The organism is Candidatus Goldiibacteriota bacterium HGW-Goldbacteria-1 (assembly GCA_002839855.1).
GTDB lineage: Bacteria > Oederibacteriota > PGYV01 > PGYV01 > PGYV01 > PGYV01.
In genome coordinates, this window is sequence record PGYV01000004.1 from 225077 (window position 1) to 251518 (window position 26442).

28 protein-coding genes are annotated in these 26442 nt (G+C 43.7%); all 28 read right to left on the reverse strand.

The features are described 5' to 3' along the window. Nucleotides 1-31 precede the first annotated feature (31 nt). Nucleotides 32-628, reverse strand: coding sequence for a hypothetical protein (locus CVV21_04825; protein PKL92075.1), 597 nt, complete (start codon nucleotides 626-628; stop codon nucleotides 32-34). Between the two features lie 214 nt (nucleotides 629-842). Then, nucleotides 843-2108 carry a hypothetical protein gene (locus CVV21_04830; GenBank protein PKL92076.1) on the reverse strand — a complete coding sequence of 422 codons (1266 nt, stop codon included), beginning with the start codon at nucleotides 2106-2108 and terminating at the stop codon, nucleotides 843-845. Nucleotides 2109-2323: 215 nt separating this feature from the next. After that, nucleotides 2324-2662, reverse strand: a complete 339-nt coding sequence (locus CVV21_04835) for a competence protein TfoX (protein PKL92077.1) — start codon at nucleotides 2660-2662, stop codon at nucleotides 2324-2326. A 3-nt stretch (nucleotides 2663-2665) separates the two neighbouring features. Then, nucleotides 2666-2965, reverse strand: a complete 300-nt coding sequence (locus CVV21_04840; protein ID PKL92078.1) for a hypothetical protein — start codon at nucleotides 2963-2965, stop codon at nucleotides 2666-2668. A gap of 24 nt (nucleotides 2966-2989) precedes the next feature. Then, entirely contained in the window at nucleotides 2990-4525 is a 1536-nt protein-coding gene (locus tag CVV21_04845; GenBank protein ID PKL92079.1) for an ABC transporter ATP-binding protein, read from the reverse strand. A 191-nt stretch (nucleotides 4526-4716) separates the two neighbouring features. Beyond that, nucleotides 4717-5277, reverse strand: a complete 561-nt coding sequence (locus CVV21_04850) for a DUF4256 domain-containing protein (protein ID PKL92080.1) — start codon at nucleotides 5275-5277, stop codon at nucleotides 4717-4719. A 176-nt stretch (nucleotides 5278-5453) separates the two neighbouring features. Then, nucleotides 5454-5678, reverse strand: a complete 225-nt coding sequence (locus CVV21_04855; GenBank protein PKL92081.1) for a hypothetical protein — start codon at nucleotides 5676-5678, stop codon at nucleotides 5454-5456. Beyond that, nucleotides 5675-5920, reverse strand: a complete 246-nt coding sequence (locus CVV21_04860; GenBank protein PKL92082.1) for a hypothetical protein — start codon at nucleotides 5918-5920, stop codon at nucleotides 5675-5677. Before CVV21_04860 ends, CVV21_04855 begins: the two co-directional genes overlap by 4 nt. 12 nt (nucleotides 5921-5932) lie before the next feature. Further along, nucleotides 5933-6601, reverse strand: coding sequence for a hypothetical protein (locus tag CVV21_04865; GenBank protein ID PKL92083.1), 669 nt, complete (start codon nucleotides 6599-6601; stop codon nucleotides 5933-5935). Further along, a complete protein-coding gene (locus CVV21_04870; protein PKL92084.1) occupies nucleotides 6601-6801 on the reverse strand; it encodes a hypothetical protein in 201 nt (66 codons plus the stop codon). Before CVV21_04870 ends, CVV21_04865 begins: the two co-directional genes overlap by 1 nt. Nucleotides 6802-6883: 82 nt before the next feature. Further along, nucleotides 6884-8299, reverse strand: a complete 1416-nt coding sequence (locus CVV21_04875) for a hypothetical protein (GenBank protein ID PKL92085.1) — start codon at nucleotides 8297-8299, stop codon at nucleotides 6884-6886. A 29-nt stretch (nucleotides 8300-8328) separates the two neighbouring features. After that, nucleotides 8329-9708, reverse strand: a complete 1380-nt coding sequence (locus tag CVV21_04880; protein PKL92086.1) for a hypothetical protein — start codon at nucleotides 9706-9708, stop codon at nucleotides 8329-8331. A gap of 10 nt (nucleotides 9709-9718) precedes the next feature. Further along, a complete protein-coding gene (locus CVV21_04885) occupies nucleotides 9719-11590 on the reverse strand; it encodes a two-component system response regulator (protein PKL92087.1) in 1872 nt (623 codons plus the stop codon). Nucleotides 11591-11621: 31 nt separating this feature from the next. Beyond that, entirely contained in the window at nucleotides 11622-11987 is a 366-nt protein-coding gene (locus tag CVV21_04890; protein PKL92088.1) for a response regulator, read from the reverse strand. Beyond that, nucleotides 11984-14731 carry a hypothetical protein gene (locus tag CVV21_04895; protein ID PKL92089.1) on the reverse strand — a complete coding sequence of 916 codons (2748 nt, stop codon included), beginning with the start codon at nucleotides 14729-14731 and terminating at the stop codon, nucleotides 11984-11986. The genes CVV21_04890 and CVV21_04895 overlap by 4 nt, the downstream gene beginning before the upstream one ends. A 294-nt stretch (nucleotides 14732-15025) precedes the next feature. After that, complete coding sequence (locus tag CVV21_04900; GenBank protein ID PKL92090.1) at nucleotides 15026-15865, reverse strand: hypothetical protein; 840 nt, start codon at nucleotides 15863-15865, stop codon at nucleotides 15026-15028. A 233-nt stretch (nucleotides 15866-16098) separates the two neighbouring features. Then, entirely contained in the window at nucleotides 16099-16599 is a 501-nt protein-coding gene (locus CVV21_04905) for a hypothetical protein (GenBank protein ID PKL92091.1), read from the reverse strand. Nucleotides 16600-16634: 35 nt separating this feature from the next. Further along, nucleotides 16635-17408 (reverse strand): hypothetical protein, encoded by a 774-nt coding sequence (locus CVV21_04910; protein ID PKL92092.1) that lies wholly within the window; start codon nucleotides 17406-17408, stop codon nucleotides 16635-16637. 259 nt (nucleotides 17409-17667) lie between these two features. Further along, a complete protein-coding gene (locus tag CVV21_04915; GenBank protein ID PKL92093.1) occupies nucleotides 17668-18414 on the reverse strand; it encodes a photosystem reaction center subunit H in 747 nt (248 codons plus the stop codon). A gap of 43 nt (nucleotides 18415-18457) precedes the next feature. Further along, a complete protein-coding gene (locus CVV21_04920) occupies nucleotides 18458-19042 on the reverse strand; it encodes a hypothetical protein (GenBank protein ID PKL92094.1) in 585 nt (194 codons plus the stop codon). Between the two features lie 66 nt (nucleotides 19043-19108). Continuing rightward, nucleotides 19109-21490 carry a hypothetical protein gene (locus tag CVV21_04925; GenBank protein PKL92095.1) on the reverse strand — a complete coding sequence of 794 codons (2382 nt, stop codon included), beginning with the start codon at nucleotides 21488-21490 and terminating at the stop codon, nucleotides 19109-19111. A gap of 129 nt (nucleotides 21491-21619) precedes the next feature. Then, nucleotides 21620-21829 (reverse strand): hypothetical protein, encoded by a 210-nt coding sequence (locus tag CVV21_04930; protein ID PKL92096.1) that lies wholly within the window; start codon nucleotides 21827-21829, stop codon nucleotides 21620-21622. Continuing rightward, nucleotides 21807-22271, reverse strand: coding sequence for a hypothetical protein (locus tag CVV21_04935; protein ID PKL92097.1), 465 nt, complete (start codon nucleotides 22269-22271; stop codon nucleotides 21807-21809). Before CVV21_04935 ends, CVV21_04930 begins: the two co-directional genes overlap by 23 nt. Continuing rightward, nucleotides 22268-22453 (reverse strand): general stress protein CsbD, encoded by a 186-nt coding sequence (locus CVV21_04940; GenBank protein PKL92098.1) that lies wholly within the window; start codon nucleotides 22451-22453, stop codon nucleotides 22268-22270. The genes CVV21_04935 and CVV21_04940 overlap by 4 nt, the downstream gene beginning before the upstream one ends. Before the next feature lie 60 nt (nucleotides 22454-22513). Beyond that, on the reverse strand, nucleotides 22514-23272 hold the full coding sequence (locus CVV21_04945) for a hypothetical protein (GenBank protein ID PKL92099.1): 759 nt from the start codon (nucleotides 23270-23272) through the stop codon (nucleotides 22514-22516). 58 nt (nucleotides 23273-23330) lie between these two features. After that, nucleotides 23331-24137 carry a hypothetical protein gene (locus tag CVV21_04950; GenBank protein PKL92100.1) on the reverse strand — a complete coding sequence of 269 codons (807 nt, stop codon included), beginning with the start codon at nucleotides 24135-24137 and terminating at the stop codon, nucleotides 23331-23333. A gap of 19 nt (nucleotides 24138-24156) precedes the next feature. Further along, nucleotides 24157-25242 (reverse strand): hypothetical protein, encoded by a 1086-nt coding sequence (locus CVV21_04955; GenBank protein ID PKL92101.1) that lies wholly within the window; start codon nucleotides 25240-25242, stop codon nucleotides 24157-24159. Nucleotides 25243-25302: 60 nt separating this feature from the next. Next, the gene (locus CVV21_04960) at nucleotides 25303-26421 is read right to left on the reverse strand and encodes a hypothetical protein (GenBank protein PKL92102.1); all 1119 of its coding nucleotides are present in this window, start codon (nucleotides 26419-26421) and stop codon (nucleotides 25303-25305) included. Nucleotides 26422-26442 lie beyond the last annotated feature (21 nt).

The window sequence follows — 26442 nt, forward strand, 5'->3', positions numbered from 1 at the left end:
TCCCTTTAATATCATCCTACTTGTATTTGATTTATACTATTTTAATCCCCTTTTTTTCTATGTTGCCGATTAGTGCCAGATTTTTTCTGTCTTTATACTCTTTTTCGGTAAGTATATACCCATTAAGGACATTTCCATACAGTTCAAGAAAATCCGCAGAAAGCCTGTCTATTATATCCATAGCTTCTTTCTTTTTATTATTATCTTTAACCAGCACAAACACATCAATATCGCTTGTATCTGTTTCTTTTTTTACCGCAACAGAACCGAATATCTTTATCTCTTTTACATCTGCATTTTTAAAAGCCTTTTTCAGCCTTGATGCCATATCGCCAAACGGTACATTTTTTTGTGCAGCCGAGTCTATTATGGGTTTTAGAACGGAATATGCGTAACTATTTTCATTTACCGCCCATACATTTGAATTGCCAACGCCTTTTACTGTGGTAAGGTTAATTTCCTTAAATTCAGCAAGCGCCCTGTTTAGTTTTACATTTGAAACCCCAATTACACGGCTTAATTCCCTTTCACTCATGTCCGGAAACTTTTTTTGTCCCAGCATGAATTTAAGGATTTTTATCTTATCCTCTGAGCTTAATACCTTTAAAACTCCGGAATTTATTTTCATAACTCTCCTGTGTTACATATTTGTAACAATTGTAACATAAAAGCAACTTTCATTCAATACCCGCCATACCTCTTATATTACATTTAATAATTATTAAACCCCCGGAAGTTTTACACAGTTCATCTTTGTTAAATATAATTAACAACTGTTAAATAAATTAAACAGGGGGATGCAGCTGCATCCCCCTGTTTATAACAGATTTAATTTTATATTTTTAATACGTGAACTTCTGCACCCTGTTATTATAAGCATCCACTATATAAAAAACATTGCCGGTTATGTAGATGGCTCCCGGGATATCAAACTGCCCGTTTCCCGTACCGGCGCTTCCCCACTTTGAAAGATAATTACCTGAAGAATCAAACTTTTGTATCCTGTTAGTCATATCAGATACATACACAAAACCCCTTGAATCCACCGCAATTCCATAAGGAGTATTAAATTTACCGTTCGTTGAACCCGCGCTTCCCCAGGTTAAAACATGCGTCCCGCCGGCTGTAAATTTGTGCACCCTGTTATTAAATGTATCTGCCACGTAAAAATATTGCGTGGTTGTTTTATTGTCCGGCGCAATAGCGCACGGATTATTAAACTGTCCTGTGCCCGATCCCGCGGTTCCAAACTGGCTCTGCTTTACATTGGACAAATCCATCTTTTTAATCAAATTATTGTCGGTATCAGGCACAAAATAAAAACTATCCGATGTCACGGTTGCCATTGTGCCGCCCCAGGCGCCGTTTGATCCGCCGCCAAAACTTTCAGCGCTTGCTCCGTAATATGTAGGAGTTGTTCCGCCGATTCCAAACTTTTTTATTTTTGTAGAATCCGTTATAAACACAACGTCTTCCCCGGTTCCGGCATAACCGTCTATTCCCTGCGGATTAACAAAAGTGGTTGAATCTCCCCACTGCCTTACATATCCGCCGGCAGTTGTAAACTGCTGAATCCTTTTATTATTCCTGTCGCAAACATAAACATTTGAACCTATAACTGTAATTCCCGCGGGCAGGTTAAACTGCCCATTTCCTGTGCCAGAAGCCCCAAACTGCGAGCTGTACACAGGCACCGCAACAGCGGTCTGGGTTGCAACAGCGGCAACGTGTGTTTGTGTCGCATTTGGTGTATTGCTTGAGGTATGTGTCAGCGTTACGGTATTGGTTATCGTCCTTGTAATTGTCCGGGTGGCTGTGCGTGTGAAAGTGGCAGTGGCAGCCGGAGTCCTTGTGCGGGTTGCCCTGCGGGTGGCTGTACGGGTAGCGGTGCATGTTGACGACGGCGATAAAACCGGCGACGCGGTTTGGGTAATTGTGGCGGAATCGCCGGGCGTTATTGTTATTGTGGCAGTTGCCGTAAGTGTGTCTTCTGCCGCAGGAATCTGCGTGGGTTCAGCCGCCGGCGCTGTAGGATTGTTCTTTTTACATCCAAAAATAAAAACTGTAAATACCATAATTACCCAAATAAATAGTACGCCTTTTTTCATGTTTTCTTCTCCCCTTAATTTTTATGCAGCCGCTTTGCAGGTATTTTATTAAACATAACAGGCAAAACACAGGCAAATTATCCGGTTTATCCCCGATTACATCCCCGTATTGCGCAGCCGCACGGATAAATATACCATAATAATACTTTTAATTACCACATAAACTTACCCAAAAATTCCCATTCAGCATATACATTAAACATAAATTCCGCTGATTATTTTTTCTTTTTACGTTTAGGCTTAACTTCACCAAGTTCATTTTTTGACAGCTTAATAAGCGTGCTTATCCATTCCCTTTCTTCAAACCTGTCCTTAATGTGAAAGTACATCTTTGCGCCGGGATAAGGAGCACCGAGCGTGACTTTATCATCTTTAAGTATGAATTCTTCCCCTGCTTTGGTAGGTTTAACGAAAAGTTTATCATCGCAGATAAGCGCGACAATTACCCCGTCTTTATAAAGGCCGTATTCCCCAAACATCTTTTTTGCGGTAACCCCGCCTGCCCCCTGCATCTGGTCCACAATAAAATCCGCGAAGCTTTTGTCAGTTGCCATATTCTACTGCACCGTATTTGCTGTCTTCTTGTATATATAAACCTGAACTGCCTTCGGGTCAGAATTTATGGCGTCCCCATCCACACCCATCATAAGCATGTGCTCTTCAAGCATTTTTGCTTCCCTGTTATCTGTGGCAACATCCCAAAGCCAAAGGTCATTCTTTTTATCAACTTTGTGTTTTTTGTAAAGCGCGTCTTCCGCTTTTTTCGCAATCCCCACATACCAGTTGCCGTATCTGGGGCTGTGGTCTGTAATGAATTTTAAAAACTCCTCGCGCAGCTGTTTTTCATATTTTGCCATTTCCCCTCCGCTTATCTGACTTTTTTACCCTTTCATAACATCATTAAAACCCGTCCGCCGTGTTTCTGTCAACATTAAACTCTCATTCCCTCCGCATTCAATGTGCCAGTTTTTATCGGTAATCGCATTTAAAAACTTTATGTCATGGCTTACCAGAACTACGGCGCATGGGCATTCCTTAAGCGCGGTTTCAAGGCACTGAATTGATATTATGTCCATGTGATTTGTCGGTTCATCCATCACTATAATATGTGGGGTTTTCATTATCCCCATGGCAAGCATAAGCTTTCTTGTCTCACCGGGGCTTGGCGAAACACTCTGCAGAAGCTGTTTTGGGTCCGAACCAAGATTGCTGATAATCACAAGCACGCGCCCAAGATCTGCCCCGTTCATGGCGCGGATCTGCTTCCAGATTTTATCTGACTGTACTTTTGTTATTTCCTGCGGAATATAGCAAATGTGCCCTTCTTCGGTATTTATTCCCTGCATCATAAAATTAATAAACGTGCTTTTTCCCGCGCCATTACCGCCTGTAACCGACACCTTTTCATGTGTATCAAGAATCAGCCGTGGAATAACAAGTGTTTTATTACCCATGCCAATAACGTGCCTTTCCGTTTTAAAAATATAGTTTCTGCGGCTTTTAGAGCCTGGCAGGAATATTACATGCCTTTTTTCCTTTATATATTCAATCCTTCCCAGCTCATCCGAAACCCGCAGTACTCTTTTTTCCATTTGTTTCTGAAGCCTACCCGCTACCGCGTCTTTTCCGGTCAGCCTTGCAAGGTCTATTTTGGCACGCCCGTCAGAATCATGCCTGTCAAGGTGTTTCTTGGAGCGTTTCGAATCCGCCTGCATCGCTTTGTTTTTTCTATTCGTTAGCTCATCTGATAAACGCCGAAGCCCGCGCTGTTTTTCCATGAACTCTTTCTTTTTTGAAGCATTAATAATATCCAGAGTTACCAGAGCGTCTGATATGCCTCTATTATGCGCCGTTATCCTATTGCCGTCAATAATCAGGCACCCACGGCAAAGTTCATCGGACGTTTCCCTGTCATGGCTTACAAGAAGCCCAATACCCGCGTACCCCTTAAGCGCGGAAACAACCGCCTGCTTTGCCGCGGCGTCAAGGTGATTAAACGGCTCGTCCACGCATAACACGTCCGGATTCATCCACAGCGCGCACGCAAGCTGAAACTTTTTACGCTCGCCATGCGAAAGTACCTGCCAGTTATCAAACCAGCCGCGCTGTACCCCCAATTTTCGCATGGCATTTTCCGCGCTGCCGTTATTATCATCAATCATCTTACGTGATATTTCAGGCGGCGTGTCCGTTCTCTGCTCACAGTAATAGACACTGCCGGGTATTGTGACAGTTCCGGAATCGGGCATAATAATAGCTGAAGCCAGTTTTAGAAAAGTTGTCTTACCCGTGCCGTTAGCACCTGCTATCGCGTACCATCCGGGCGGAAAGGAATGCGACAATTCCGCGATAAGCGGAGCAGACATAGAATCGTAGGAAAAAGTGACTTTATTAAAGTTTAGAAACTTTTGGAACATAGAGGCCTCCTGCCATTTGATTGTTGCCGGCAGACAGGCGCTGCGTACAGAAAGATTACGGGCGCGTTTGCCGGTTTTAAATATTTCCGGTTGATATTATTCGCATTCCCGTTCTCCTTTGTTTTTATTTACCGCATTAATAATATATCAGAAAATAACCGCTTAACGCAAGTGCCCGCGTTAACATTTCTTTACATCTTTACAATACCCCTGAAACCCCTTACAGAATAGTATGATTCCGCGCCGTTGTGGTAAATAAAAACCCTGCCAAAACGGTTGTCGCCAAACAGCGCGCCGCCTAATTTCCTTACGTCATCAGGGGTCTTTATCCAGCTTGATGTCTTTGTGTCAAACTCCCCAAGTTTCTGTAGCGCCATATATTCCTCTTCTGTTAAAAGTTCAATTCCCATATCAGATGCCATATCAACAGCGTTATTTTTTGGCTTAAACTGCTTTCTTGAATTTAGGGCTTCCCTGTCATAACACACGTTTGTGCGTGCTGCGGGCGTCTGGGCGCTGCAGTCACAGAAAACATACGCGGTTTTTTTCTTATCAATATTTATTACATCCGGCTCGCCGCCGGTTCTTTCCATTTCATTAAGCGTCCATAATATGGCCGGTTTTAACAGAAGCTTCTTCTGTACATCCGCCCATTTAATGCCTTTGTGCCTGTACAAGTTCTTTTCAAAACGCTCTTTTAAAATTTCCAGAACTTTTTCCGCCTGATTCTGCTTTAATTCCGCTTTTTTCATTTCCCCCTCCACATCTTAATTGGATTTAAAAATTCCAGCTGTGCCTGTATTTAATTATATACTAAAATATACAAATTTAAAGTATCACTTTAAATTTGTATATTTTAGATTTTTTACAACAGTCACCTGTTTCGGGCGGATTTTACTCCCCGCCCAAAACAGGCATTAAAAAAGTTTTACTTTTTCACCGCTGTTTTTGAAGGGTGTACAAGTTCTTCAAATGTATCCTTTCCTTCGTCAATAATTTCCCCTGTCTTTTCCCCTATCCCCTCAATGAAAACCCTTACTTTTCTTCTTGTTTCCTTGCCGGGCTGCGTCGCATAAAAAACACCAAGGCCCGCGCCGATTACCGTACCCAAAAGCAAAGCTAATACTGCGTCTCCAGCGTTATGTTCGCTCATTTTTTTCCTCCTTTAGCGGTTTTTCCCAAAAAGCCGCTTATTTTTTTTACAATTTTAGCAACTATCCCTTTTCCCAAAAACATCAATTCAACAAACGGAGCCGCCATGTTAATAATTTCAGCCACGCCTTCAAGTTCTTTGGCTGTCTTTCTTACCTGCACCATGGTAATTATAAAAAATACCGTCCCTGTGGTAATAGCCGCAGTAGTGACTATTACACACACCACAATTATCATATCCATTGTTTCCCCCTTTTATTTCTTTTTTTCAGAACTAAAATCCATCTGCCTGTGCGCGTCCCGTATTATGTAAAACACAACAAAACTTATTACAGCCGCGAAAAAACACCAGACTGACGTAAGGCACTGCATATAAAAAACAGCCGATACGGCAAACGAAACAGCCATAATTATTCCAAGTATGTACATCCTTTTAACGCCCGAAATAAAGAGCGGAAGGACAGTCACCGCCAGATAAAGTATAAGCGCTGTCCAGCCTAAATCGTCCTGAAATCCGCTTTGATAAGTAAGATGCCTGGAACTTACCTCTGCGTATATTCCATGAGCGATAAGCAGATACGCATCGTATATTCCTACGGCGCATCCCATGAATGCCATCACATAAAGAATTTTTTTACGTATGCTGTTTTTTTCAAGCAGCAGTACGGAAAGCGGTATCATTACCGGCCACAATATCTGCGCCATTATTATAAACATATACGTGGCCGCCGTACGCACGCCCTGGTAGCCTTCCCGCGCTATCGTCAGCCATAAAATACCTTCCGCAAACTGCTGAATGGCAAAAAATAAAGGAATGGACGCAAAAATTAACTGCGCCGGTTTATGCACTTTTTTAAGCGTTTCCACCCCTATAAAAGTCAGCAGCACTCCTGCTGTAAGGCTTGCCCCTGCCGAAAAGCACATCAGCGGTAATCCCGCGTTTTATTGGGCATATTCACCATACTTTGACTTGCCGCTTTAATTCTGCCGTGAATGCCGTTGCCATGCTTAAAACTGTTCTGCACGGGAATGTCATCAGGCGCCGTGCTTACAAGCCCTGCCCGGCTTTCCTGTGAATTTTTAGGTTCTTTTTTCATCCATAACAAAAATTTCTTTCTTATCATCTGCAAACCTCCATTGGTTTATACTTAAATCATACCTGATGAAAATCTGCCGCGTTATGCCCCTGTTCCGCTATTTATTGACTTAATTCATTACATCAATAGCCGTATCCGGCGGGGCTGCCGCCGCGTGTATAACCACCCTTAACCCGCCATTCTGCGGTGTCATAAGTTCAACAATATTGCCTGCCGATTCAGCCAGCCTTTTTACCACAGCAAGCCCCAGACCCGTGCCCGTATACTCTTCCTGCTGTTCTTTTGATAAACTGTAAAACGGCTTAAAAACGCTTTCAATTTCAGATTTTTCTATTCCCGGCCCGTTGTCTTCCACGCAAATTTCACCTTTGTCAGCCGTGACTTTAAGCACAACCTTTTCTTTGTCGGAAAATTTAAATGAATTTTCAATCAGTTCTTTAAGGACCGTTTTCTGCCACTTTTTTAAGTCTGTCAGCGCGCTGTTTTCTTTTAATTCGTAATTTTTTTTATAGACTGTTTCAAAAGTTTCTGCCATCTGCTTTAAATCAAGGGTGCTTATACTGTTTCCTTTATACCCGTCTTCCCTGTCAGCGTAATAGATATCATCCATCCCGGCAAATTCAGTCATTCTCATTGCCAGTTTTTCGGTCAGTTCCGCATTGCGGACAAGCGCAAGGGCCAGCTGGGCAAGCTGTTCTTCGGGAGGATGCGCGGCAATAAGCCTGGAGTAGCCGTTGATAACCGCAAGCGGCGCGCGCAGCCGGTCTGATATAAGCGAAATAAAATCCCTTTTCATCCTGTTTCTTCCATATTCTTCCGATATGTCCCTTATGACAAAAACAAAAGCCTCTGTTTTCCCGCTTTTTGACGTGGATTTCGCGAAGCGTATAGAAATGTAAGACATTGCTGTGGTATTAACAGCCGGTATTTCCATTATAAAAGTCCCTTTTTCGTCGTTCTTATCAATAACGCGGCCGTACTTTTCCGCCAGAAAAGAGGCAAAATTACCCTTAAATTTATTAATCTTCAGCAGCCCGTCAGCAAGCGCGTTTGAATGCATAATATTGTAATTTTCATCTGTTATTACAATTGCGTCAGATACCAGTTCTATCACGCTTATAAGCTTATCTTTTTCATTTATCTGCCTTCTTAAGACTGACAGTCCCGCCTGTGTTTTGACCCTGCTGACAAGTTCTGTTTTATCAAATGGCTTGGTGATAAAATCATCAGCCCCCGCCTGTATTCCCCTTATTACGTGTTCTTTGTCATTAAAGGCGGACAGCAGAATTACCGGAACGGCGCCGGTTGCGGGATTTTTTCTTATCTCTTCCAGCACCTGATAGCCGGACATACCGGGCATAAGAATATCCAAAAGGACAAGGTCAGGTTGAAACGAATTTAAAAAACTTACAGCTTGCGGGCCGTTATTTGCTTTTTCAACCACGTAATCTTCCGGAGCAAGCAGCGCTTCAATAAGTTCAATATTTTTTGGTTCGTCGTCAACAAGTAATATTTTTATTTTCATAAACTGCAGCTCCGGAAATTTTTTTACGCTTAAGCCTTGGCAGGCTTTATTACAATTTTTTTCTCTACAATTACCCGCAGGCCGCCATACTTTGTAATTTCCAGGCGGGTTTCCAGTCCGGCAGTTTCAGCCAGCCTTTTTACTATGGAAAGGCCAAGCCCAACTCCTGGAGTATTGCCGGAGGAGTTACGGTACCCCTGGTAAAAAGAGTCAAATGCTTTTTTGCGGTTTGTTTCGGACATGCCGGGGCCGTTATCCTCTACAATAAGGCTTTTTTCAGTCACCTTCACATCCAATTCAAGCGTGGGCTTATCATTAAACTTAAACGCGTTGCTTATAAGTTCTTCAGCCGCCATCTTCTGCCAGTACTTCACGCTCATCTCGTCCTGGTTAAGGTTTAACTCATAGGGTTTTTTGAATTCGGCGGAATACACATCCATTATCGCCCTTATATCAAGAAGCTCGTCAGAACCGTCCCTTGCCCTGTTTTCTATTTCCACAAAATAAAGTATCCTTTTTATAAGATTTTCCATCGTCTGACTGCTGCTTACTATCGCGTGTGCCATGTCCTTTAACTTCTCGTCAGACGCGAATGATTCAAGCATTTTTGAATAGCCGCTTATTACCGTCAAAGGCGTGCGCAGTTTATGCGATATAAGGGATAGAAAATCCGTCTTCATCCTGTTTCTGGTGTGCTCATCTGTGACATCTTTAAATACAAACACACAGGAACTGCCTTCCCCATCCCCCCCTTCCACCCTTCGGTATTCAATAGAAAAGAAAAACGACGGAGCAGATGTGGTTTCGCCCCGTCCCGCAACAAACACGCTGCTTTCCGGAAATTTTGTTATGTCGTGCCCAAATTTTTCCAGTATAAATTTGGCAAGGCTGCCTTTTAACTCTTTTAACTGCAGCATATCAAGCGCCTTGCTGTTTATCTGCTGTACATTAAAATTTTCATCGGTTACCGCCGTGCCTTCAAGCACCAGATCCATCATGCTGTAAAGTTTTTCTTTTTCGTTTATCTGCCTTCTTAAAAGCGACAAGTTTACCTGTGTCCTTACCTTAAATACCAGTTCGGCTTTGTCAAATGGCTTTGAAATAAAATCATCCGCGCCCGCGCCAAGGCCTTTTAACCTGTCCTCCCTTTCCTTAAGGGCGGTCAGAATTATAACCGGCACCGCCTTGTCCGCCGCGCTTTTCCTTATTTCTTCCAGCACGTCAAAACCCGACATGCCGGGCATCATCACATCAAGCAGTATCAGTTCAACGTAATTATGCGAAAGGTACTCCAAAGCCTCTTTCCCGTTTTCCGCCTTTACCAGCGTATAATTTTCCGGTTTCAGCAGCGCTTCAAGCAGTTCAACGTTTTTTGGTTCGTCATCCACAATAAGAATTTTTGCTTCCATTTTTTACCCCTTAGCACTTTAATTTTTCGTATATCGCCTCAAAATCTGCGGCGTACTCGGTAAATACTCTTAATACAGAAGGGTCAAAATCGCCGGGATTGGTCCTGCCGTCGCCTTTTACAATTATGTCAACCGTTTTTTGGTGGTCAAAAGCAGGCTTATAAACCCTTGCATTTCTAAGCGCGTCATACTGGTCTGCTATTGTGGTTATGCGGGCTTCAAGCGGTATCTCTTTTCCCGCAAGCCCTTCAGGGTATCCCCTGCCGTCCCATTTTTCATGATGGCTGGCCGCAATCCTGCGGCCCATTGAAAGCCAGTCCTGGCTTCCTATTATTTTTGCCCCAAATACCGTGTGCAGTTTCATGACTTCAAATTCTTCAGGTGTTAAAGGGCCTGGTTTTCTTAATATTTCAGATTTTATGTGTATCTTGCCCACATCATGCATCTGCGCCTGCATCCGTATTTTTTCGGTAAAAGTTTTATCAAGCCCAAGCCTGGCAGAAAGCATAGCAGCGTACTCTCCCACCCTTACAATATGCATTCCGGTATCTTCGTCATTTGCTTCCGCGGCGCGCGCAAGGGTTAACACAAGATAATCATAAGCCTGTTCTGTTTCTTTTATCTGCTGCGACACGGAACGCAGAAACATAATCTGCATGGTAATGGCTTTAAGTATCACCGCATCCTGTTCATTTACGTTTTTCTTATATCCGTACGCCGCCGCGCATAAGCCCGCGCCTGCCCGGCAGATAAAATTCCCGGCGTTTATACCCGCCTTTGAAAGAACCCCGGAGACCTTAACCGCTTCATCCTGCGGGTGTTCATATTCGCCTGAATAAAACATCCTTGTATTGCCTTCAAGCAGAAACGAAAGGTTATTCCCGGGAAAACTTTTTCCCGGCTTTTTGCTGAACCCGGAATTCATATCATAATGCAGCCACCCTATTTCATTAGTGCCAATAAGCATGCCGCGCGGCCCGCGTCCGTTGGCAGACGCAATCCCCGTCATAAGTTCGTCAACTTCCGTGAAGAAATTAAACCTGCTGTTTTTAAGCAGTTCGGCTGACCTGTTTCCCCTGTCAGCCAGCCCTGATAAAACCCCAAAGAGCGAAACAATCTTTGAATTTTTTTCGGATATTTCAAGCAGTTTCCTTATGCGGGTCAGCACTTCCGCTTTTTCAAACGGTTTTGTAATAAAATCTTCAGAACCGGCTTCAATACTTTTAATCCTGTCTTCCCTGCCGGACAAAGCCGTTATCATTACCACAGGCACACCTGATGTTTCCGGCGAAGCCTTGATAAGTTTGCATACATCATACCCGTTTAACCCCGGCATCATGACGTCAAGAAGCACCAAATCTATTTCTTTATTTTTCAGAAGTACAAGCGCCGCGCTGCCGTCTGCCGCTTTTATTACATTGTAGCCGGCAGGAATAAGTATGGCTTCCAACAGTTCAAGATTAAGCGGTTCGTCATCCACGCACAGTATCCTGAATTTATTCACATAACCGTTATTTTTTGCCCTGAAATTTTCAATAAATTCTTTGTATCCTGAAGCGCTGACAGGTTTTATCAGCACAGCGTCATATATTTCCTCTAAATTCTTAACCTCTATTTTAGAAAGCCCGGGCTGTGCCAAAGCCGCTATTTGTAACGGATTCCATTTATCTTTCTGCCGCAGGCGCGAAATTATTTCGGCGGCTCCGGTTATTGCTGTTTGAACATCCATAAAAATTATTTCAGGTTTGAACTCTTCGGCTTTTTCAGCCGTTTCTTTTTCATCCCCGGACAGTTCCACTTCACAGCCCATTTCAAGAAGAATTCCGGCGGCAAGCGCCCTGCTTTGGCTGTCTTTATCAGCGATAAGTACTTTTATCCACATGATACAGCCCGCCTTTTATTTTTTTTACTGTTCATCTTATAAAGCCCCTTATGGTTTTGGCAAACGTACGCGTGTCTATAGGTTTTCCTATAAATCCTGAATTTATAACACCCCTTACCTCTTCAAGGCCCTCCTCCATTACGGAAGCCGTGACAAATACTATCGGTATTCCCTCTGTAAGCCTGTCCTGCCGCAGTATCATAGCCGCGTCAGTTCCCCGCATATCCGGCAGCCTTACATCCATAACTATTACATCCGGATTAATTGACCTGGCGGCTTCAATTCCGCCTGTCGCGTCCCGCGCGGTAAAAACTTCAAAACCGTCAAGTTCCAGAAGGTCTTTTTCAAGCAACAGGTTATTCTTATTGTCGTCAACAACAACAACTTTATTTTTCATTTTTTTACGCTCCATTCTGATACTATCGGAAGTGTAAACGTGACAGCAGTGCCTTTATCCAGCCCTTTTGACTTTACAGAGAGGTTTCCGCCGTGCAGTTCCACCATTTTTTTTGACAAAGGCAGGCCCAGCCCGGTACCTTCCGTCACCCTTGAAAACGGCGTGTCCACCCTGAAAAAACCTTCAAATATTTTTTCCATGTTCTCCGCGGCAATACCCACTCCGGTATCCCATACCGTAACTTCCACGTTCAATCCGCATTTTTTAGCTTTCATTCCTATCTTACCGCCTTCCGGCGTGAATTTAACCGCGTTTGAAAGCAGGTTGTATATTATCTCTTTTACCTTAAGTTCATCAGCTTCTATGTCAGGCAGCCCCGGCTCTATATCAAGCTGTATGTGCAGGTTCTTTTTTCCGGCAAGGTCGGCCACCAGCAGTGATATTTCATTTAAAAGAGTTTCAGTGGGAAGCAAAACAAGTTCCAGTTTCATTTTTCCGGATTCCACTTTCGCCATATCAAGTATCTGATTTATTAAAAGCAGCAGGTGCTTGCCGCTTGTAAGGACATTATTCACATATTTTTTCTGTTTTTCATTTAAAGGCCCAAAAGATTCGTCATAGAGCACTTCCGAAAAACCATTTATGGAATTCAACGGCGTCCTTAATTCATGTGACATGTTTGCCAGAAATTCCGACTTCGCCGTGGCCGCACGCTCTAATTCCGTGGCCAGGTCTTTTAATTCCTCCCGCGCCCTTTCCAGCCCGTTTTCTATATCCCTTCTCCCGGTAATATCCTCAACAGATAGAAGTATTATCCTCTCTTTTCCCAGAACCCTTATAATCTGACGCGCGTTTAAAAGCATTATGCGCCTGCCTATTGTGGCAAAATTATGTTCAACCTCGTAATTGTCAAATGTGGCCTGCTTTGGAAGGATTGTTTCAAGAAGCTCTCTAAGTTTTGGAATGTTCCACTGTTTGTTTCCAAGGTCATATATAAGCTGCCCCACGGTCTCTTCGGGTTTTACCTTAAAAAATTCGTAAAATGAACGGCTTACAGAAACAACCCTTAGGTCCTGATCAAGCACAAGAAGGGGCTCGCGGATTGTATTAATAACACTCTCTGAGTATTCACGCGCGGCGTCCTCTGATATTTTTGTGGTTTCCAGTTCCTTGCGCGCTTTTTCCAGCCCGTTTTCTATTTCCCTGCGCTCCGTTATATCTTCAATTGCCAGCAGTATTATACGGTCTTTGCCCATTACCCTTTGTATCTGCCTGGCGTTTAAAAGCATTATACGCCTGCCTATAGTTGTAAAGTCGTGTTCAACCACATAATTGTCAAAGGTGGCTTTTTGCGGCAGGATTGTTTCCAGAAGTTCGCGCAGTTTTGGTATGTCCCACTGTTTGTTTCCAAGGTCATATATAAGCTGCCCCACTGTCTCTTCGGGGTTAACTTTAAAAACTTCGTAAAATGAACGGCTGACAGATACTACCCTTAAGTCCTGATCCAGCGAAATCAACGGTTCGCGGATTGTATTAATTATGCTTTCCGAATACTCACGGGCTTCATCTTCTGACCTTTTTATTATATCAAGCTGCTTTCTTGATTTTTCAAGCCCCATTTCAATTTTTGAACGCTCTGTAATATCCCTAAACACAAGCACGGCTCCGGCCACTCTGCCGTCACGGCCGCGTATGGGCGCGCAGGAATCTGCTATAACAAATTCAGCACCGCCGCGTGATATAAGTATTGTGTGGCTTCCAAGCCCGTGCACCGTTCCATGTTCCAGGGTTTCTTTTATGGGTATAAAGCTTGGTTTGCGCGTTTCCTGATTTATAATATGGAAAACTTCTTCCACAGGATGCCCTAAAGCCTCTGAAAACTTCCATCCGGTCAGTTTCTCAGCGTGCGGATTTAAAAGTGTTATGTTTCCGCCTCTGTCCGTGGCTAAAACCGCGTCGCCTATGGAATTAATGGTGACCGCAAATTTTTCTTCGCTTATCTGAAGCAGCGCATTTATATTCAAAAGTTCCACGTTTAAATCTTCCTGCATACCCAAAAGGCGGGACGTTTCAGCCGCCATAGCGTCTTTCAGCCTGTTTTTTGAACCGCGGTAAACCATCAGCGCGTAAGAAACCGCTATCACCATCATTATCAGGCCGGCTGCCATAATTATTATAAACATATAGCGCATACTTTGCCTGAAAGCGCCTTCCTTTTTATTCAGGCTATCCTGTTCAATCTTTTTAAAGGCATTTAACTGCAGCCGTATGGAATCCATAAGCCTTATGCTTTCACCGGTGTTTAAAAGTTCCAGGGCCGCTGTTTTTTCGCCGGCTTTGTAAAGATGAACAGTTTTAGCCGCTAATTCCATCTTTGCTTTCACCATTGATATCATGGCTTCCAGATATTTACGACCCTCCGAAGAAGGTGTACTATTCATTAAAGTTTCAATGCGTCCGGGCGTCATTACGGCTGATTTACCGTAATTTTGAAGAAAACTACTGTTTCCTGTAAGTAAATATCCGCGCATGCCGGTTTCAGTTTCCAGCAGTTCAAGGTAAAAATCGTCAGCCTGATTTATAACAAGGTTAATGTGCTGCCTGTCTTTTTCGCCTTTCTCTATCTTCATAAACTCCCGGATTGATATTGCCGCCACAATTAAGGAAAGGCTAAGCAGGATCACGCCTGCGGATACCGCGGAAAATTTACTGCTTTTTTTCAGATTTTTTTCATTTTCTTTCATTAAAAAACCATTCTTTCTTCCGGTTTAACGAAGTATTTTTTTCTGCATACTTCATATTTAAAAACAGCGGCAGGGTATATGGGGTGAAAAAGCTGCCGGGCTTTCTTTGCCGAATATTCTGAAAAAACTGTATTCCAAAAAGCGGTTTTTTAAAAGACATAATTCCCTCCATTTACAATAAGAACTGTAATTCTTTCCTTAAACAAGCATACACACAGTAAATACATTTAGTTATGCCATGATTCCCTTTTTTATTGACTTTTATCAGATTTAAAAACCCAAATATAAAATTTATTATTTAAGGGCAATATTCAGTTTTTTCATACGTTTTTTATGGGCTTTCACAGAAGCTTTGGCATAATAACGGTTTTCTTTATCGGGTATAAACGCCGCTGTTTTTATATACAGCTCTTTCGCGCCTTTGGTATCGCCCATTTCCCAAAGGGTGTCAGCCAGAAACATCCCCCCTTCGGTGTCTGCCGGATTGGCCTTTAAAAACTCTGTAAGATAGGACTTTGATTTATTTTTATCCGGCCATCCGAAAAAAACCGGTATGTTGGGCGACATATAATGCAGCCTGCCCAGTATCTTGCAGGCAAATGAACCGCTGTAATTTTTATCAATGCGGTAAAGTTCTTCTCCGTAAAACTTTATTTTTTCAGCAACATCCTTATTGCTGTTGTCCATCACATTCTGGGTTATTTCCCCCCGCCTGCCCCAAAGCAGCGCCATAACATAGTTATATTCCGCGGTTTTTAAAAGCTTCTTATCAGAAGATTCAAACCGTTTTATCAGCGCTTCATAGGCTTTTTTCTTATCAGAAGATTTTTTGGTAAAATAGCGGTGTTTAAAATCGCAGGCGTCAACATACTTAACCATAATGGCAGGATTTATTTTTCCGCCGCCCAGCGCCTTATCATAGGACGCAATAGCGGAATTTATGCTTTTTATGGATTTATCAGCGCGAAAACTTGTTTTGCCGGCGGTAAAATATTTATCTCCGTCAATTTCCGCTTTTTTCTGTTCAGGATTAACACTTCCAAAAGCATACCCCGTTAAAAAATATACCGCAGCAAAAAAAATAAGAATTTTTTTCATAAAACCTCCGGCGCGGCTTTTTTTCCTGTGCAGCATCAAAATCCCGCTTATATTAATGATATACCCGCGGACGGCGCTTTGTAACAGCCGCATTCCCCTTTTTATCTTCTTTTATCCAAAGGCCATTTATAAAAAAAATTTAAATTATCTTAAAAGATAACCGTAGACAGGTGCCATAATTGAAAAACCCTATGATTAATGCTTACCTTCCTGCATATCCTTTTAAAAGATATGCAGGAAGTATCCCCCCTCAAAAAAACGCCCTGAAGTTAATTAAACCAGAATCTTATACCCAGCCCGCCGCCGCCGGTAAACCTTACCGCCGGAACTACGCTTATGCCGGGTTCAATCTGCAGAAAAACATCTATCGGAGCATCCCTTGGTATCCAGGCTATTCCAAGCGGAACCTGTATTCCTGCCGCCAGCCCGCCGTGCGCCAACGCTGCCCAGCCTTTTATTCCAAAATAAAGCGGGAATTTATTGTCATCCGCCCTGATGATGCTAAAATCATGTATCAGGTATGCGGCTCCAAAACCCACGCCGCCGTAATTAAGGTCCCACGTTGCGTCAAACTGAAACGCTGTATTTCCACTTGTCCAATTCTTGACGCTAAGCCCGTTTACCACACCAAGTACAATTCCCAATCCAAGGCCCCTTGAACCCGCGTACGCGCCGCCCGCGGCAGAATGGCCAGCAATGCTTACATCAGCAGAAACAATTGTTACAAAGGCAAAAAGCGCTATAACTGTCATCAACAATTTTTTTCTCATTTTTTCCTCTTTTTATGCACTGTTAAGCGCTGTTTTTAGAAAATTAAATTAACGCCCACGCCGATGTTTATACCCGAAAAATCCACTTCAACCGGTTTTCCTTCGTTATCACTGAACGGGTCGTCTGACGGAATTACGTAAAGCCCGTAACCCGGCACTTCCGCGCTTACGCTTTCCACATTTTTAAAGCTTGTCATTTTGGCAAACCTGTAGCCGCCATTTAAACTTACAGACAGGAATGGAAGGATTTTCATTTCAGCTTTCGCGGACAAATCAGCCACAAAACCGTTTGCACCGTAAAGCGTACGGACATCCGGGCTGTTATTGTATGAAGTAGTCTGTTCGCAGTACGCAAGTCCCCAGCCCGCGTATACTCCCGCGCTTAATGCCACGGCAGATTCAGTGCCCAGCGGCATATAAAAGTTTAAGCCCGCCATAACAGGTATAAGGTAATTGGCAATTGATGTTTCAGTGTACATCCAGGTCAAAGGCGGAACATTTATAAGCCTGTATCCGGTATATGTTGACGGAAATATGTACTGTACGCCCGTCCTTATGCCGGCCATGATATTGGTATCAAGATTCACGCTAAGGTCAACGTTTCCAAATATCCCGTTGCCATACCCTTTCCAGTTTGCGTTTGACGTTGTCGTGTAGGCTGCAGCGTCAGTTTTAATAGTTTCCCAGTACGAATTCATACTTTCCATTGAAGAGTAAGAATACCCGCCGCTAACCGAGATATTAAAAGCGGCAAAAGAAGCAGAAGCAAAAGCCAGTGCAATTACGGTTAAAACAAATAATTTACGCATAAAACCTCCCTGTATTTCAATTTTAAATCAAATTTAAGTAATACCTTAAAACATAAAACGCCACATAAAACCAGCTTAAAAAAGCTCCTAAAATACACCACAGTATGGAATGATGAACCTGCCACATAAGAATAATGGCGATAACACTTCCTACTCCTATTCCTCCGAACGCATAATCAGACCTTCTCATATCTGCCCCTCCTTTCTGTTTTTTTAATATTAGGTGCCTTATTTAGATACTTAATTTATTAAAACTTCATTAACCTTCATGTGCCTGCCCGTCATCCCTCCAGTAACCCTGCCTTTTGTAATGCAGGTGCAGCCTTTCTTCATAATTTCTGTCAGGCATTGTTTCCGGGGTATATTCCGGAGATTCTTTTACATCATTCATTTTAAGGTTAAGGTGTACTTTAAGTTCTTCAAAACTTACGCTTTCTATCCAGTGCGGGGACACAAGAACTTTTTTGTCCGCAAACCACTTGCCCAGGCTTATTACCAGATAACGTATCGCCCAGACCTCATCATCAATGATAAAATCTTCAACCTTTCCCATTTGTCCCTCTTCGGCATGTACGTTGTAGCCGGTGACATATTTTGTCCCGCGAAGGTTCGGATTCCAGACCTTATTGGTGTCAGGCTGTGATTCCGTATTTTTTTCCGCATTGTCTAATATTGAAGAGCCGTTCCAGTAAACCGGCCAGCCAAAAAAATGGTAATAATCCTCTTCAAACTGCCGTGTTACGGGTTTATCCGCGTCCACAGAAGGCGCGTCTTCAACCTGCTTTTTCGTCAGTTGTATATATATATTTTTATCTTCCCTTGTAACTTCTTTTAAAGCACAAGGTGATATCAGAACCTGCTTTTTTAAAGAATCCTGCCCGGTTGAAGCCACCAGGTAGCGTACAACCCAGAACCTGTCGTCAAAATAGAATTCATCCACTTCGCCTATCTCACCGTCAGTACATTTCAATTTATAGCCCTTTAAATTTTTTACGCTGTTAAGCATTTAAAATACTCCTTAGGCTGTGCGGCTTTAAAGCCTGTTATTTTCAATTCTGCAGCTTCATTTTTTTTAAAATATCTCCGGCTGCGGACAGTTTCAGGTCAGGCGCGGTGGACGTTTCCAGATCTTTTAAAAGCGCCTGCAGAAGTTCATCAAATTCCGGGTCTTTCTGGTTTGTCAGCACGTGATATACCCCCTGCCTTAAAAGCGGCGAATTTTCGCCCCTTTCAACAAGCATTTTAAGCAGAATCGGCCACGCCAGTTTTTTAAATTTTTTTAACCCTTCCGCTGCCGCCCACGCGGTATCCGGAAAAATATCTTCCAGTTCCATCACCAGATGCTTAATCACTTCCGGATGATTTATAGTGCCTAAAGCCATTACAGCTTCCCACCTTATCTCTTTGGTGGAAAATCCTTTCAGTGCCCTTCCAAGATGCCCTATTGCCGGCGCTCCAATTTCCACCAGCGCGCGCCTTGCCCGCTGACGTATTGTCATGTCGTCATTCCCGATTAAACCGATAAGCGTTTCCACATCTTCCATTTCTTCATCCTGCGCGCACATATTTTCGCTCCTATTATTGCCCGTTTTAAACCTTTTATCAGAACCCTGCATATCAAGAATAACCTGCATGATGAAAATTATGAATAGCGCATGTCCGCTTTATATGGACTTATTTCAGCAGGTTAAAGCAGCCTGTTACCTTATCTTTTCCACCTTTACAACCGCTATCAGCGGCAGATGATCCGAAGCTGCTTTTTCAAGCGCTGTGCGCGGCGTTTCTATCGTCTCTGCCTTTACGCCTTTGCCAAGAAATATATGGTCAACAAGCCCCAGCGGAAAAACACTTGGAAATGTCTTAAGATGGCCAAAACCCGGGGCGTGAAAATGTATGCTGCTAAGGCGCTTTTCAAAAGCACAGTATATCCGCGAATTTATCCGCGAATTAAAATCCCCGCATAATATAACCGGGGACAACGCGCCTATGGCGCCAAGCCATTCTTTACCAAGCAGATACTTTGCCTGCATCATGCCTTCAGGCGCAAACAGGCTTAAATGTGTGTTTAATACCTGTATTTTTCTGCCATGCGCGTTTATTTCCACCCAAAGGACGCCGCGTTGTTCCAGAAAAGGCGTCCTTATAAGTGCCGGAAGCGAACCTCTCTTTATAAGTTTCATGTTAAACCTGCTTAAGACTGCATTGCCGTGAAAACCGGCTTTAAGCATTACGCTTGAATGGTAATAAAAATTCATGGAAAGAAGGCCGGCTATTATTTTTGCCTGCTCAACATTGTCACGCGTATCAATTTCCTGCAGCGCGATAATATCAGGATTGTGCATGGCTATAACTTTGGCAATTTGCTCCGGGTTTACCTTCCCGTCACGGCCCCTGCAGGAATGAACGTTGTAGCTCATAATTTTTAATCTCAGTTCTCTTTTATTCGGAGCTTCAATTTTTGAAATCAGCGACGCCGTCCCGTTGCCGCGGTTAAGCGACCTAAACACAGCAGCGCGTATTGCCTGGTTATCAATATCAGCAGTATCAGGCAGGCTTATATCCGGCGGAAAAATGGCAAACCCGGAAGTTTCATTGGCTCCCGGCCCTCCATGGCTTCCGCGTTCATTATAAAAAGTGACTGTTTTGCCGTCAGGTTTCATCCCGCATAAAATTATATCCCCGGCATCTTTATGTCCGCACAAATCCGCCAGGTCTTTTGCGGTTCTTTTAAGAAACGGATGGCTTTTGCCAAGCACGGCTGCCGCGTTTTGCGGAAGCACGTGTTTCCCGGTTTCGTTCCAGACATAAGCCCTGCCGCGCCCCGCCCGTATAAGCACCATGGGTATTTTCGCGTTCGCGGCAAGCGACTTTGCTATTTTCATTTTTTCTTTCATTTTTAATTTTGCCGGAGTATAAATATGCCCCACAGGCCCAAGCGCGGTTATGGCAGCGTATCTGGAAGTTTTAATATTTTCCTGCATTTCAACGCGCTGCATTTTTTTCATTCTGCCTTTATCCATCTGATTCAGCGGGTATCCGCCGGGCGGCTCCGGCTGCGTATTAACACAGTCAATTGATGTTTCAGTTTTAATTACTTCATTAACCGCTTCCTGCACAGGGCGCCCATGCAGTTCCCCGTAATAAGATGCTTCTTCCTGCCCGTGGTCAGAATAAACAATCACATCATAATCCCTTAACGGCGAGCGTTTGGCGGCTTTCCAGATTATCCTTATAACGCTGTCTACGGCGCGAAGCGACCAGTGCGCAAACCGTGATTTGGGCCCGCGGTGGTGGGCCTGTTCGTCATAACCGGCAAAGTTCATGTGTATCACCCTTATTCCCCGGGCTATATCTATCTTGGCGCCCACGCCTATAACTTCCCGCATAATCACGCAGGCAATTACCCTTAATGGGATGTATTTTATTTCATGAAACAGGTTTTTTCCAAGCAGGGAACCCCGTATAGAATCTATAATTGCAAGCGTTAATTCCATGGCTGCCAGGACAGCGCCCCTGAGTATTATATGAAGGTGCATCAGCGTAAAAATACCTATTGCAACCGGGTTTGCCGCCGAGAAAAGAGTTTTCCACCCTATGGCAGAAACACAAAAATGCGCCTCATCTGCGCCCCCGGTAAAAATATTTCCATAGGCGCTTCCGCCCTTAAGAAGGGGGATGCCTTTATTCCTGATTCGTTTTTCCACCTTCACGGCGTGCGCGGGATTAAACATATTAAATAAAATCCCTGTTTTTTTATCCTTAAAATTGAACGCCGGAACGCATGTTTTCACGCCGTAAAAAAGTTCCCCCTGCACGGCAGGCGTGCTTGAAGGCTGCCCGCTGTAATGTTTATACTCTTTGCAGCCTTCCCTTTTTAAAAGCATTTTCAGGTGCGGCATTTCGTTGTGCTGCAAAGCCCTGGTGAATTCCGCATGGCTTAAACCGTCTATCTGTATTATCACCGCTCCCGGTTTTGCCGACTGTTCTTTTATCACGGACAGCCTGAGCAGTTTTACCATCCATGCGTCTATGCTTAAAAACCGCCTTATCTTTGCCCAGCGTGTATTAACCCTGAAAAACATTTAATTCCCTTTTGCCGCTAAAATACCGTTGCCTGCAATATTTTTATCCGGCAGGCCGGTTATTAACAAAAAACATCACGCCGGTTCCGCCCCTTAAACTGCCGGAACACAGCGCAATGCGTATTTGTTTTACAGTTTCTTTCCGCCTTTCAAAAGCCATACAATAATTAGTATGACGGCAAGGACAAATAAAATATGTATTGCCCCGCCAAGCGTATAAGAAGTTACAAGCCCAAGCGCCCATAAAACAAGAAAGATAATACCTATAGTAAAAAGAGTGTTCATCGTTTTTTTATCCACCTTTTTTATCCCCCTGTTAATATAATATTCTGAATCCAAGCCTTGCTGATAAAGTCCAGTCAATGGCCGGGACAAGAATAATCATGGGTGATACTTCTAAAAATATTTCCAAAGGGTCTATAGGAAATAACTGCAGCCCTACAGGCACCCTTCCGCCAAAATGAAAAGTATTTGGGGCGCCTCCCGTAATTGCAGCGTAGCCGCCTATGCCGATATAATAGGCAAGCCTTTCCGCAATAAAGTGATTTACAAGCCAGGCGTCAAGGCTGACGCCTATAAGCGAAGCTTTGGGCATAAAATTCCACTCTATTCCCAATACGGGAAACTGTCCGTACCTTAAAGTTAAGCCTGCTCCGCCTCCGGCGCCTGTACCGTTGCCGGCAAGGTTTCCGTAAAAGCCTATTCCGCTATTGTAAGCAGCACCGGCAGGCACTGCTGACATTAAAAATAAAACAGCCAAAACTATCACTATTTTTTTCATATTTTTTCTATCACCTTGCGTATTTCCGCCTTTGATTTACCAAGCTTTTTTTCCAGTTTTCCAAGCAGTTCTTCTTCTTTTCCTTCAACAAAAAGAAGGTCATCATCGGTTAAATTCGCGTACTGCTGTTTTAATTTTCCCGCCAGTTCTTTTAAGCTCCCTTTAATTTTAAGTGGTTTCATTTATCCTCTCCTTTTTTATTATCGTGGGCGCAGCTTTAAGCTGCGCCCACACAGGCAGTACTAAAACCCCAAACTTACCCCTACACCAATATTAAAGCCGCTGAAATCATAAGCCATATCTGTGTTATCTGAATCTTTAAGTACATCTCCCTTTTCACCCGCCGAATGTGAAATACCAAGCGAATCGGTATAACTTACATCCTTAGACTGCTTAAGCTGCATAATTTTTGCAAGCCTGTAGCCTGCGTTAATGTTAACATTGATGCCTGATACCATTTCGTAATTTACTTTTCCCATTAACTCGCCTACAAATCCCGCACCGTCAAACGGCTGTACGGATTCCGCGGTCACTCCAAGTATGTCATATTTTGTTTCGTATGACGCTAAAGCAAAACCATACCCGCCGTAAATACCGGCCATTATGGAAATAGGAGTTGATGCCATGCTGAAATTTGTAATTACGCCTATTTCAACCGGTATAAGCCCCGCGTTTATGGTCTGTTTAACTGTTTCAAACAGGTAATCAGCACCTGCCGGAAGGCAGTAAATATAACCGCCCCTTAACCCGACCATAATAAACGGAGCCATTGCCGCGTCAACATTCAGCATCATCGCTATTCCCGCGTTCATTTCTCTAACATTACTTCCGCCGTCGTTTAGCTGCGCGTTCAACTGATTCATGGCGGGCATTGTGTAATCAATGTCTAAACCCACATTTATAGTCTTGTACGGCTTGTCTTCATTGTTTACTGCATCTTCCGCAATTGCCGGTAAAGCAAAAACACATACAATCATTGCTGCTGCTAAAAATTTTTTCATTTACTTTTCTCCCCGTTTTTTTTTCCGGGCGGGGTAAAACCCGCCCGGTACACATTTACTATTGTTTTACTATTGTTGCCTGATCCAAAGAAACCTGCCCTGCTGCCGCTCCCTGTACCATAGCCTGGCCGTCAAGCCTTGCACGTGTAAGTAATGATATGGAAGTGCTTGCAATAAGCGTGCCTTTCATCTTGCTGTCTGTCCCTAAAGTAATGGCTGAACCTGCCACCCAGAATATATTCTTTGCCTGCGCTCCGCCGGCAAGTACAACTTCGCTTGTACTTTCAGTGGTGATGGATGTGGCGCTGCGGAATACAAATATTCCGTTAGAATCCCCCTGCGCGTCAAGGTACAGAAAACCGCCCGGTGATATTTCAATTGAAGATCCCGATTCATACAGTCCCGGAGCAAGCGTAAGCCCATTTAAGTTGCCTGATATGGATGTGGGCGTTCCTCTTCCTGAATCTACCGCGTCATTATACGCGGCAAGCGCGTCTGTCTTGGCCGCAGTCAGCATATTTGCCACCGCAAGCGAATCATCCGAAGCGTAAATCCCGCCGTTTACTTCCGGAGCTGTAAGTCCGGAAATATCCGACCTTACACCCGGGCTTAAACCCACATCTCCCGTAATTGAAGAACTTGGAATATTGGTTATTGCCGAATTTGAAAGTATGGCATATACCGAAGCTGTTCCAAGTATCACTGCCGCCTGGCCTACCGCGCCTGTGGTTGTTGCGATAGGCGTGGGTATTACTGTTGCTGTTGCCGCCGGTGATGACGGATTTGAACTGTTACATCCTGCCGAAAATACTGACAGTGCGATTGCAAGCGACAATCCCGCCGCCGTTAAAATTATTTTTTTCATTTTCAAGCTCCTTGTTTTTTTACTTAATTATTCTAAGCATTACTTTTCTGTTCATTTCCCTGCCTTCTGCAGTCTTATTGTCAAAAGCCGAACCGCCCTGGCCTTCACTTACAATTGAAAGCCTTTTTTCTGATATTCCTTTTGATACAAGGTATTTTTTAACAGTATTCGCCCTGTCCCTTGAAAGTTCTATATTGTAATTACTGGATCCCACATAATCCGTGTATCCCGATATCTCCACTTTCATTTCAGGTTTTTCTTTCATCAGTTTAACCGTTTTGTTAAGCACGGCGTATGACTCCGGCAGAAGGGTGGATTCATCAAAAGCAAAATTGACCCCAACCAGTACCAGTTTGTCATTTGCAAGCGAAAGAATATACCTGTCAACCACCTTGCTGTTGTATATCAGGCGGTCCCTTTCCTGTTTTGTCATTCCGTCTGCCTGTCCGTCTCCCTGTATGTATGACGGTCCGCACTTTTCACACAGTTCAGATGGTTCCCCTTTTCCAAAGATAAAATTAACGCCGATTGTGAAAGTAAGATGGGAATCCTGAGCGTTTACCTCTCCCGGAACTATGGTGCCGTCAAGCGATGAGCCGTCGGAAATATGGTATCCAAATTCGGTTGTAAGTTTTACATCCTGCGCAACCGTAAAATCCACGCCAACGCCAAGATTAAGCTGGGCTCCCATGTCATTTTCATCCGGTATTACAGTCTGCGGATTGTTTATCATCTTGTAGCTTGCCCCAACTCCGCCTAAGATATAAGGCGATATTTCTTCGCAGGGCACGGGATAGAACAGCATATCAAGGTCACCCGTTATCAGATTTGTTGACTGATTAATAAGCTCTGCTGCCAAATTTGTGTAACTGCCTTCCATGTGCGAAAATGCCCCTTTTAACCTTAATCCAATATGTTCAGAAAAGTTGCGCTGTATTGAAATATACCCCTTATAATTGACGTTTTCCGCGTCAATGTTGATAGAGGCAAATCTTGGATATCCAATTCCAAGCCCCAAAGCCCAGCTGTCGCTTGCTATGGGTTCCTGCGCAAAAGCCATTGATGCCGCTGCGGCAAAGACCAGTGTTAAAAGTGTCTTTTTCATTTACTCTCTCCTTTTTTTTTATTTTCCGGGCGGGATTTTTTTCCCGCCCGGATTAGGTTATTACGGAAGAACTATAATGTTCTGCGAAAGCGAAATCTGTCCGGCCGAGGCGCTTTGAATAATTGCCCTGCCATTCAGGTCTGCCATGTTCAAAAGCGAAATGGATGTTGAAGCAATCAGAGTGCCTTTCATTACAGAATTTGTACCAAGCGTGATTGCTGAACCTGCCACCCAGAATACATTCTGCGCCTGAGCGTTGCCTGTCAGGACAACCTGACTGGTGCTTTCTGTTGTGATGGTGCTAGCGCTTCTAATAATGAAAACCGCGTTTGAATCGCCCATTCCGTCAAGATAAACAATTCCGCCCGCTGATATTTCTATGGACGAACCTGATTCATACAATCCCGGAGCAAGCGTAAGGCCGTTTATATTGCCTACAAGTGAAGTGGGTGTTCCTCGTGAAGCATTTACGGCGTCAAGGTAAGCCGCACCCGCATCATCGTAAGCCTGTGTAAGCATTGCAGCTGTTCCTGCCGGCACTAAATCATCTGACGCGTATATTGCGTATCCCGAAGCAACCTGTCCGTCGCCGTCAAGCAGCCCTACGATGTTTGATCTTGCTCCGGGGCTTATGCCCACGTCTCCCGTTATCGAACTTGAAGGAATGTTAGTCAGATCCGAAAACGAAAGTACGGCAAAACGCGCCGATGTTCCAAGTACCGGTGTTACCTGCGCGACTCCGCCTATAACTGTAGCCAAAGCGGTGGGTATTTCAGTCGTTGTACTTGTAATTGTTGCCGTTGCTGTAATTGTTTCAGTTGCTGTACTTGTTACTGTAATTGTTGATGTAACAGTAACCGTTGGTGAAATTGTTACTGTCTGCGTTGCGGTCCGCGTTGCGGTTTGTGTCGCAGTATCCGTTAAAGTTCCTATTACAATTTCAGTGGCAGTCATAGTATATGTATTTGTATTTACCACAATATCTGTTGCCGTATCGGTTGGCGTGGACGTATTGACTGTAACAACCTCTGTTGATGTTCCGGTATAGGTGTATGTTACAGACACAACCGGTGTGTTAACTGCGGGAGATGTAAGACCATCCCTTTTTGAACAGCCTGCCGCTATAGTGTACAGCATAGCCGCGACCAGCATAAATCTTAAAAAGTTTTTCATTTTCATCCTCCTTTAATTTTTTATTTC

Coding starts and splice junctions, on each gene's coding strand:
- CVV21_04845 (PKL92079.1), bottom strand. CDS start 4,525: ATGTTCCAAAAGTTTCTAAACTTTAATAAAGTCACTTTTTCCTACGAT.
- CVV21_04940 (PKL92098.1), bottom strand. CDS start 22,453: ATGAAACCACTTAAAATTAAAGGGAGCTTAAAAGAACTGGCGGGAAAA.
- CVV21_04910 (PKL92092.1), bottom strand. CDS start 17,408: ATGCGTAAATTATTTGTTTTAACCGTAATTGCACTGGCTTTTGCTTCT.
- CVV21_04830 (PKL92076.1), bottom strand. CDS start 2,108: ATGAAAAAAGGCGTACTATTTATTTGGGTAATTATGGTATTTACAGTT.
- CVV21_04855 (PKL92081.1), bottom strand. CDS start 5,678: ATGAGCGAACATAACGCTGGAGACGCAGTATTAGCTTTGCTTTTGGGT.
- CVV21_04825 (PKL92075.1), bottom strand. CDS start 628: ATGAAAATAAATTCCGGAGTTTTAAAGGTATTAAGCTCAGAGGATAAG.
- CVV21_04835 (PKL92077.1), bottom strand. CDS start 2,662: ATGGCAACTGACAAAAGCTTCGCGGATTTTATTGTGGACCAGATGCAG.
- CVV21_04915 (PKL92093.1), bottom strand. CDS start 18,414: ATGCTTAACAGCGTAAAAAATTTAAAGGGCTATAAATTGAAATGTACT.
- CVV21_04920 (PKL92094.1), bottom strand. CDS start 19,042: ATGCAGGTTATTCTTGATATGCAGGGTTCTGATAAAAGGTTTAAAACG.
- CVV21_04860 (PKL92082.1), bottom strand. CDS start 5,920: ATGGATATGATAATTGTGGTGTGTGTAATAGTCACTACTGCGGCTATT.
- CVV21_04950 (PKL92100.1), bottom strand. CDS start 24,137: ATGAAAAAAATAATTTTAACGGCGGCGGGATTGTCGCTTGCAATCGCA.
- CVV21_04935 (PKL92097.1), bottom strand. CDS start 22,271: ATGAAAAAAATAGTGATAGTTTTGGCTGTTTTATTTTTAATGTCAGCA.
- CVV21_04875 (PKL92085.1), bottom strand. CDS start 8,299: ATGAAAATAAAAATATTACTTGTTGACGACGAACCAAAAAATATTGAA.
- CVV21_04890 (PKL92088.1), bottom strand. CDS start 11,987: ATGAAAAATAAAGTTGTTGTTGTTGACGACAATAAGAATAACCTGTTG.
- CVV21_04960 (PKL92102.1), bottom strand. CDS start 26,421: ATGAAAATGAAAAACTTTTTAAGATTTATGCTGGTCGCGGCTATGCTG.
- CVV21_04865 (PKL92083.1), bottom strand. CDS start 6,601: ATGTGCTTTTCGGCAGGGGCAAGCCTTACAGCAGGAGTGCTGCTGACT.
- CVV21_04895 (PKL92089.1), bottom strand. CDS start 14,731: ATGAAAGAAAATGAAAAAAATCTGAAAAAAAGCAGTAAATTTTCCGCG.
- CVV21_04925 (PKL92095.1), bottom strand. CDS start 21,490: ATGTTTTTCAGGGTTAATACACGCTGGGCAAAGATAAGGCGGTTTTTA.
- CVV21_04870 (PKL92084.1), bottom strand. CDS start 6,801: ATGATAAGAAAGAAATTTTTGTTATGGATGAAAAAAGAACCTAAAAAT.
- CVV21_04905 (PKL92091.1), bottom strand. CDS start 16,599: ATGAGAAAAAAATTGTTGATGACAGTTATAGCGCTTTTTGCCTTTGTA.
- CVV21_04900 (PKL92090.1), bottom strand. CDS start 15,865: ATGCTGCACAGGAAAAAAAGCCGCGCCGGAGGTTTTATGAAAAAAATT.
- CVV21_04955 (PKL92101.1), bottom strand. CDS start 25,242: ATGAAAAAGACACTTTTAACACTGGTCTTTGCCGCAGCGGCATCAATG.
- CVV21_04840 (PKL92078.1), bottom strand. CDS start 2,965: ATGGCAAAATATGAAAAACAGCTGCGCGAGGAGTTTTTAAAATTCATT.
- CVV21_04880 (PKL92086.1), bottom strand. CDS start 9,708: ATGGAAGCAAAAATTCTTATTGTGGATGACGAACCAAAAAACGTTGAA.
- CVV21_04945 (PKL92099.1), bottom strand. CDS start 23,272: ATGAAAAAATTTTTAGCAGCAGCAATGATTGTATGTGTTTTTGCTTTA.
- CVV21_04885 (PKL92087.1), bottom strand. CDS start 11,590: ATGTGGATAAAAGTACTTATCGCTGATAAAGACAGCCAAAGCAGGGCG.
- CVV21_04850 (PKL92080.1), bottom strand. CDS start 5,277: ATGAAAAAAGCGGAATTAAAGCAGAATCAGGCGGAAAAAGTTCTGGAA.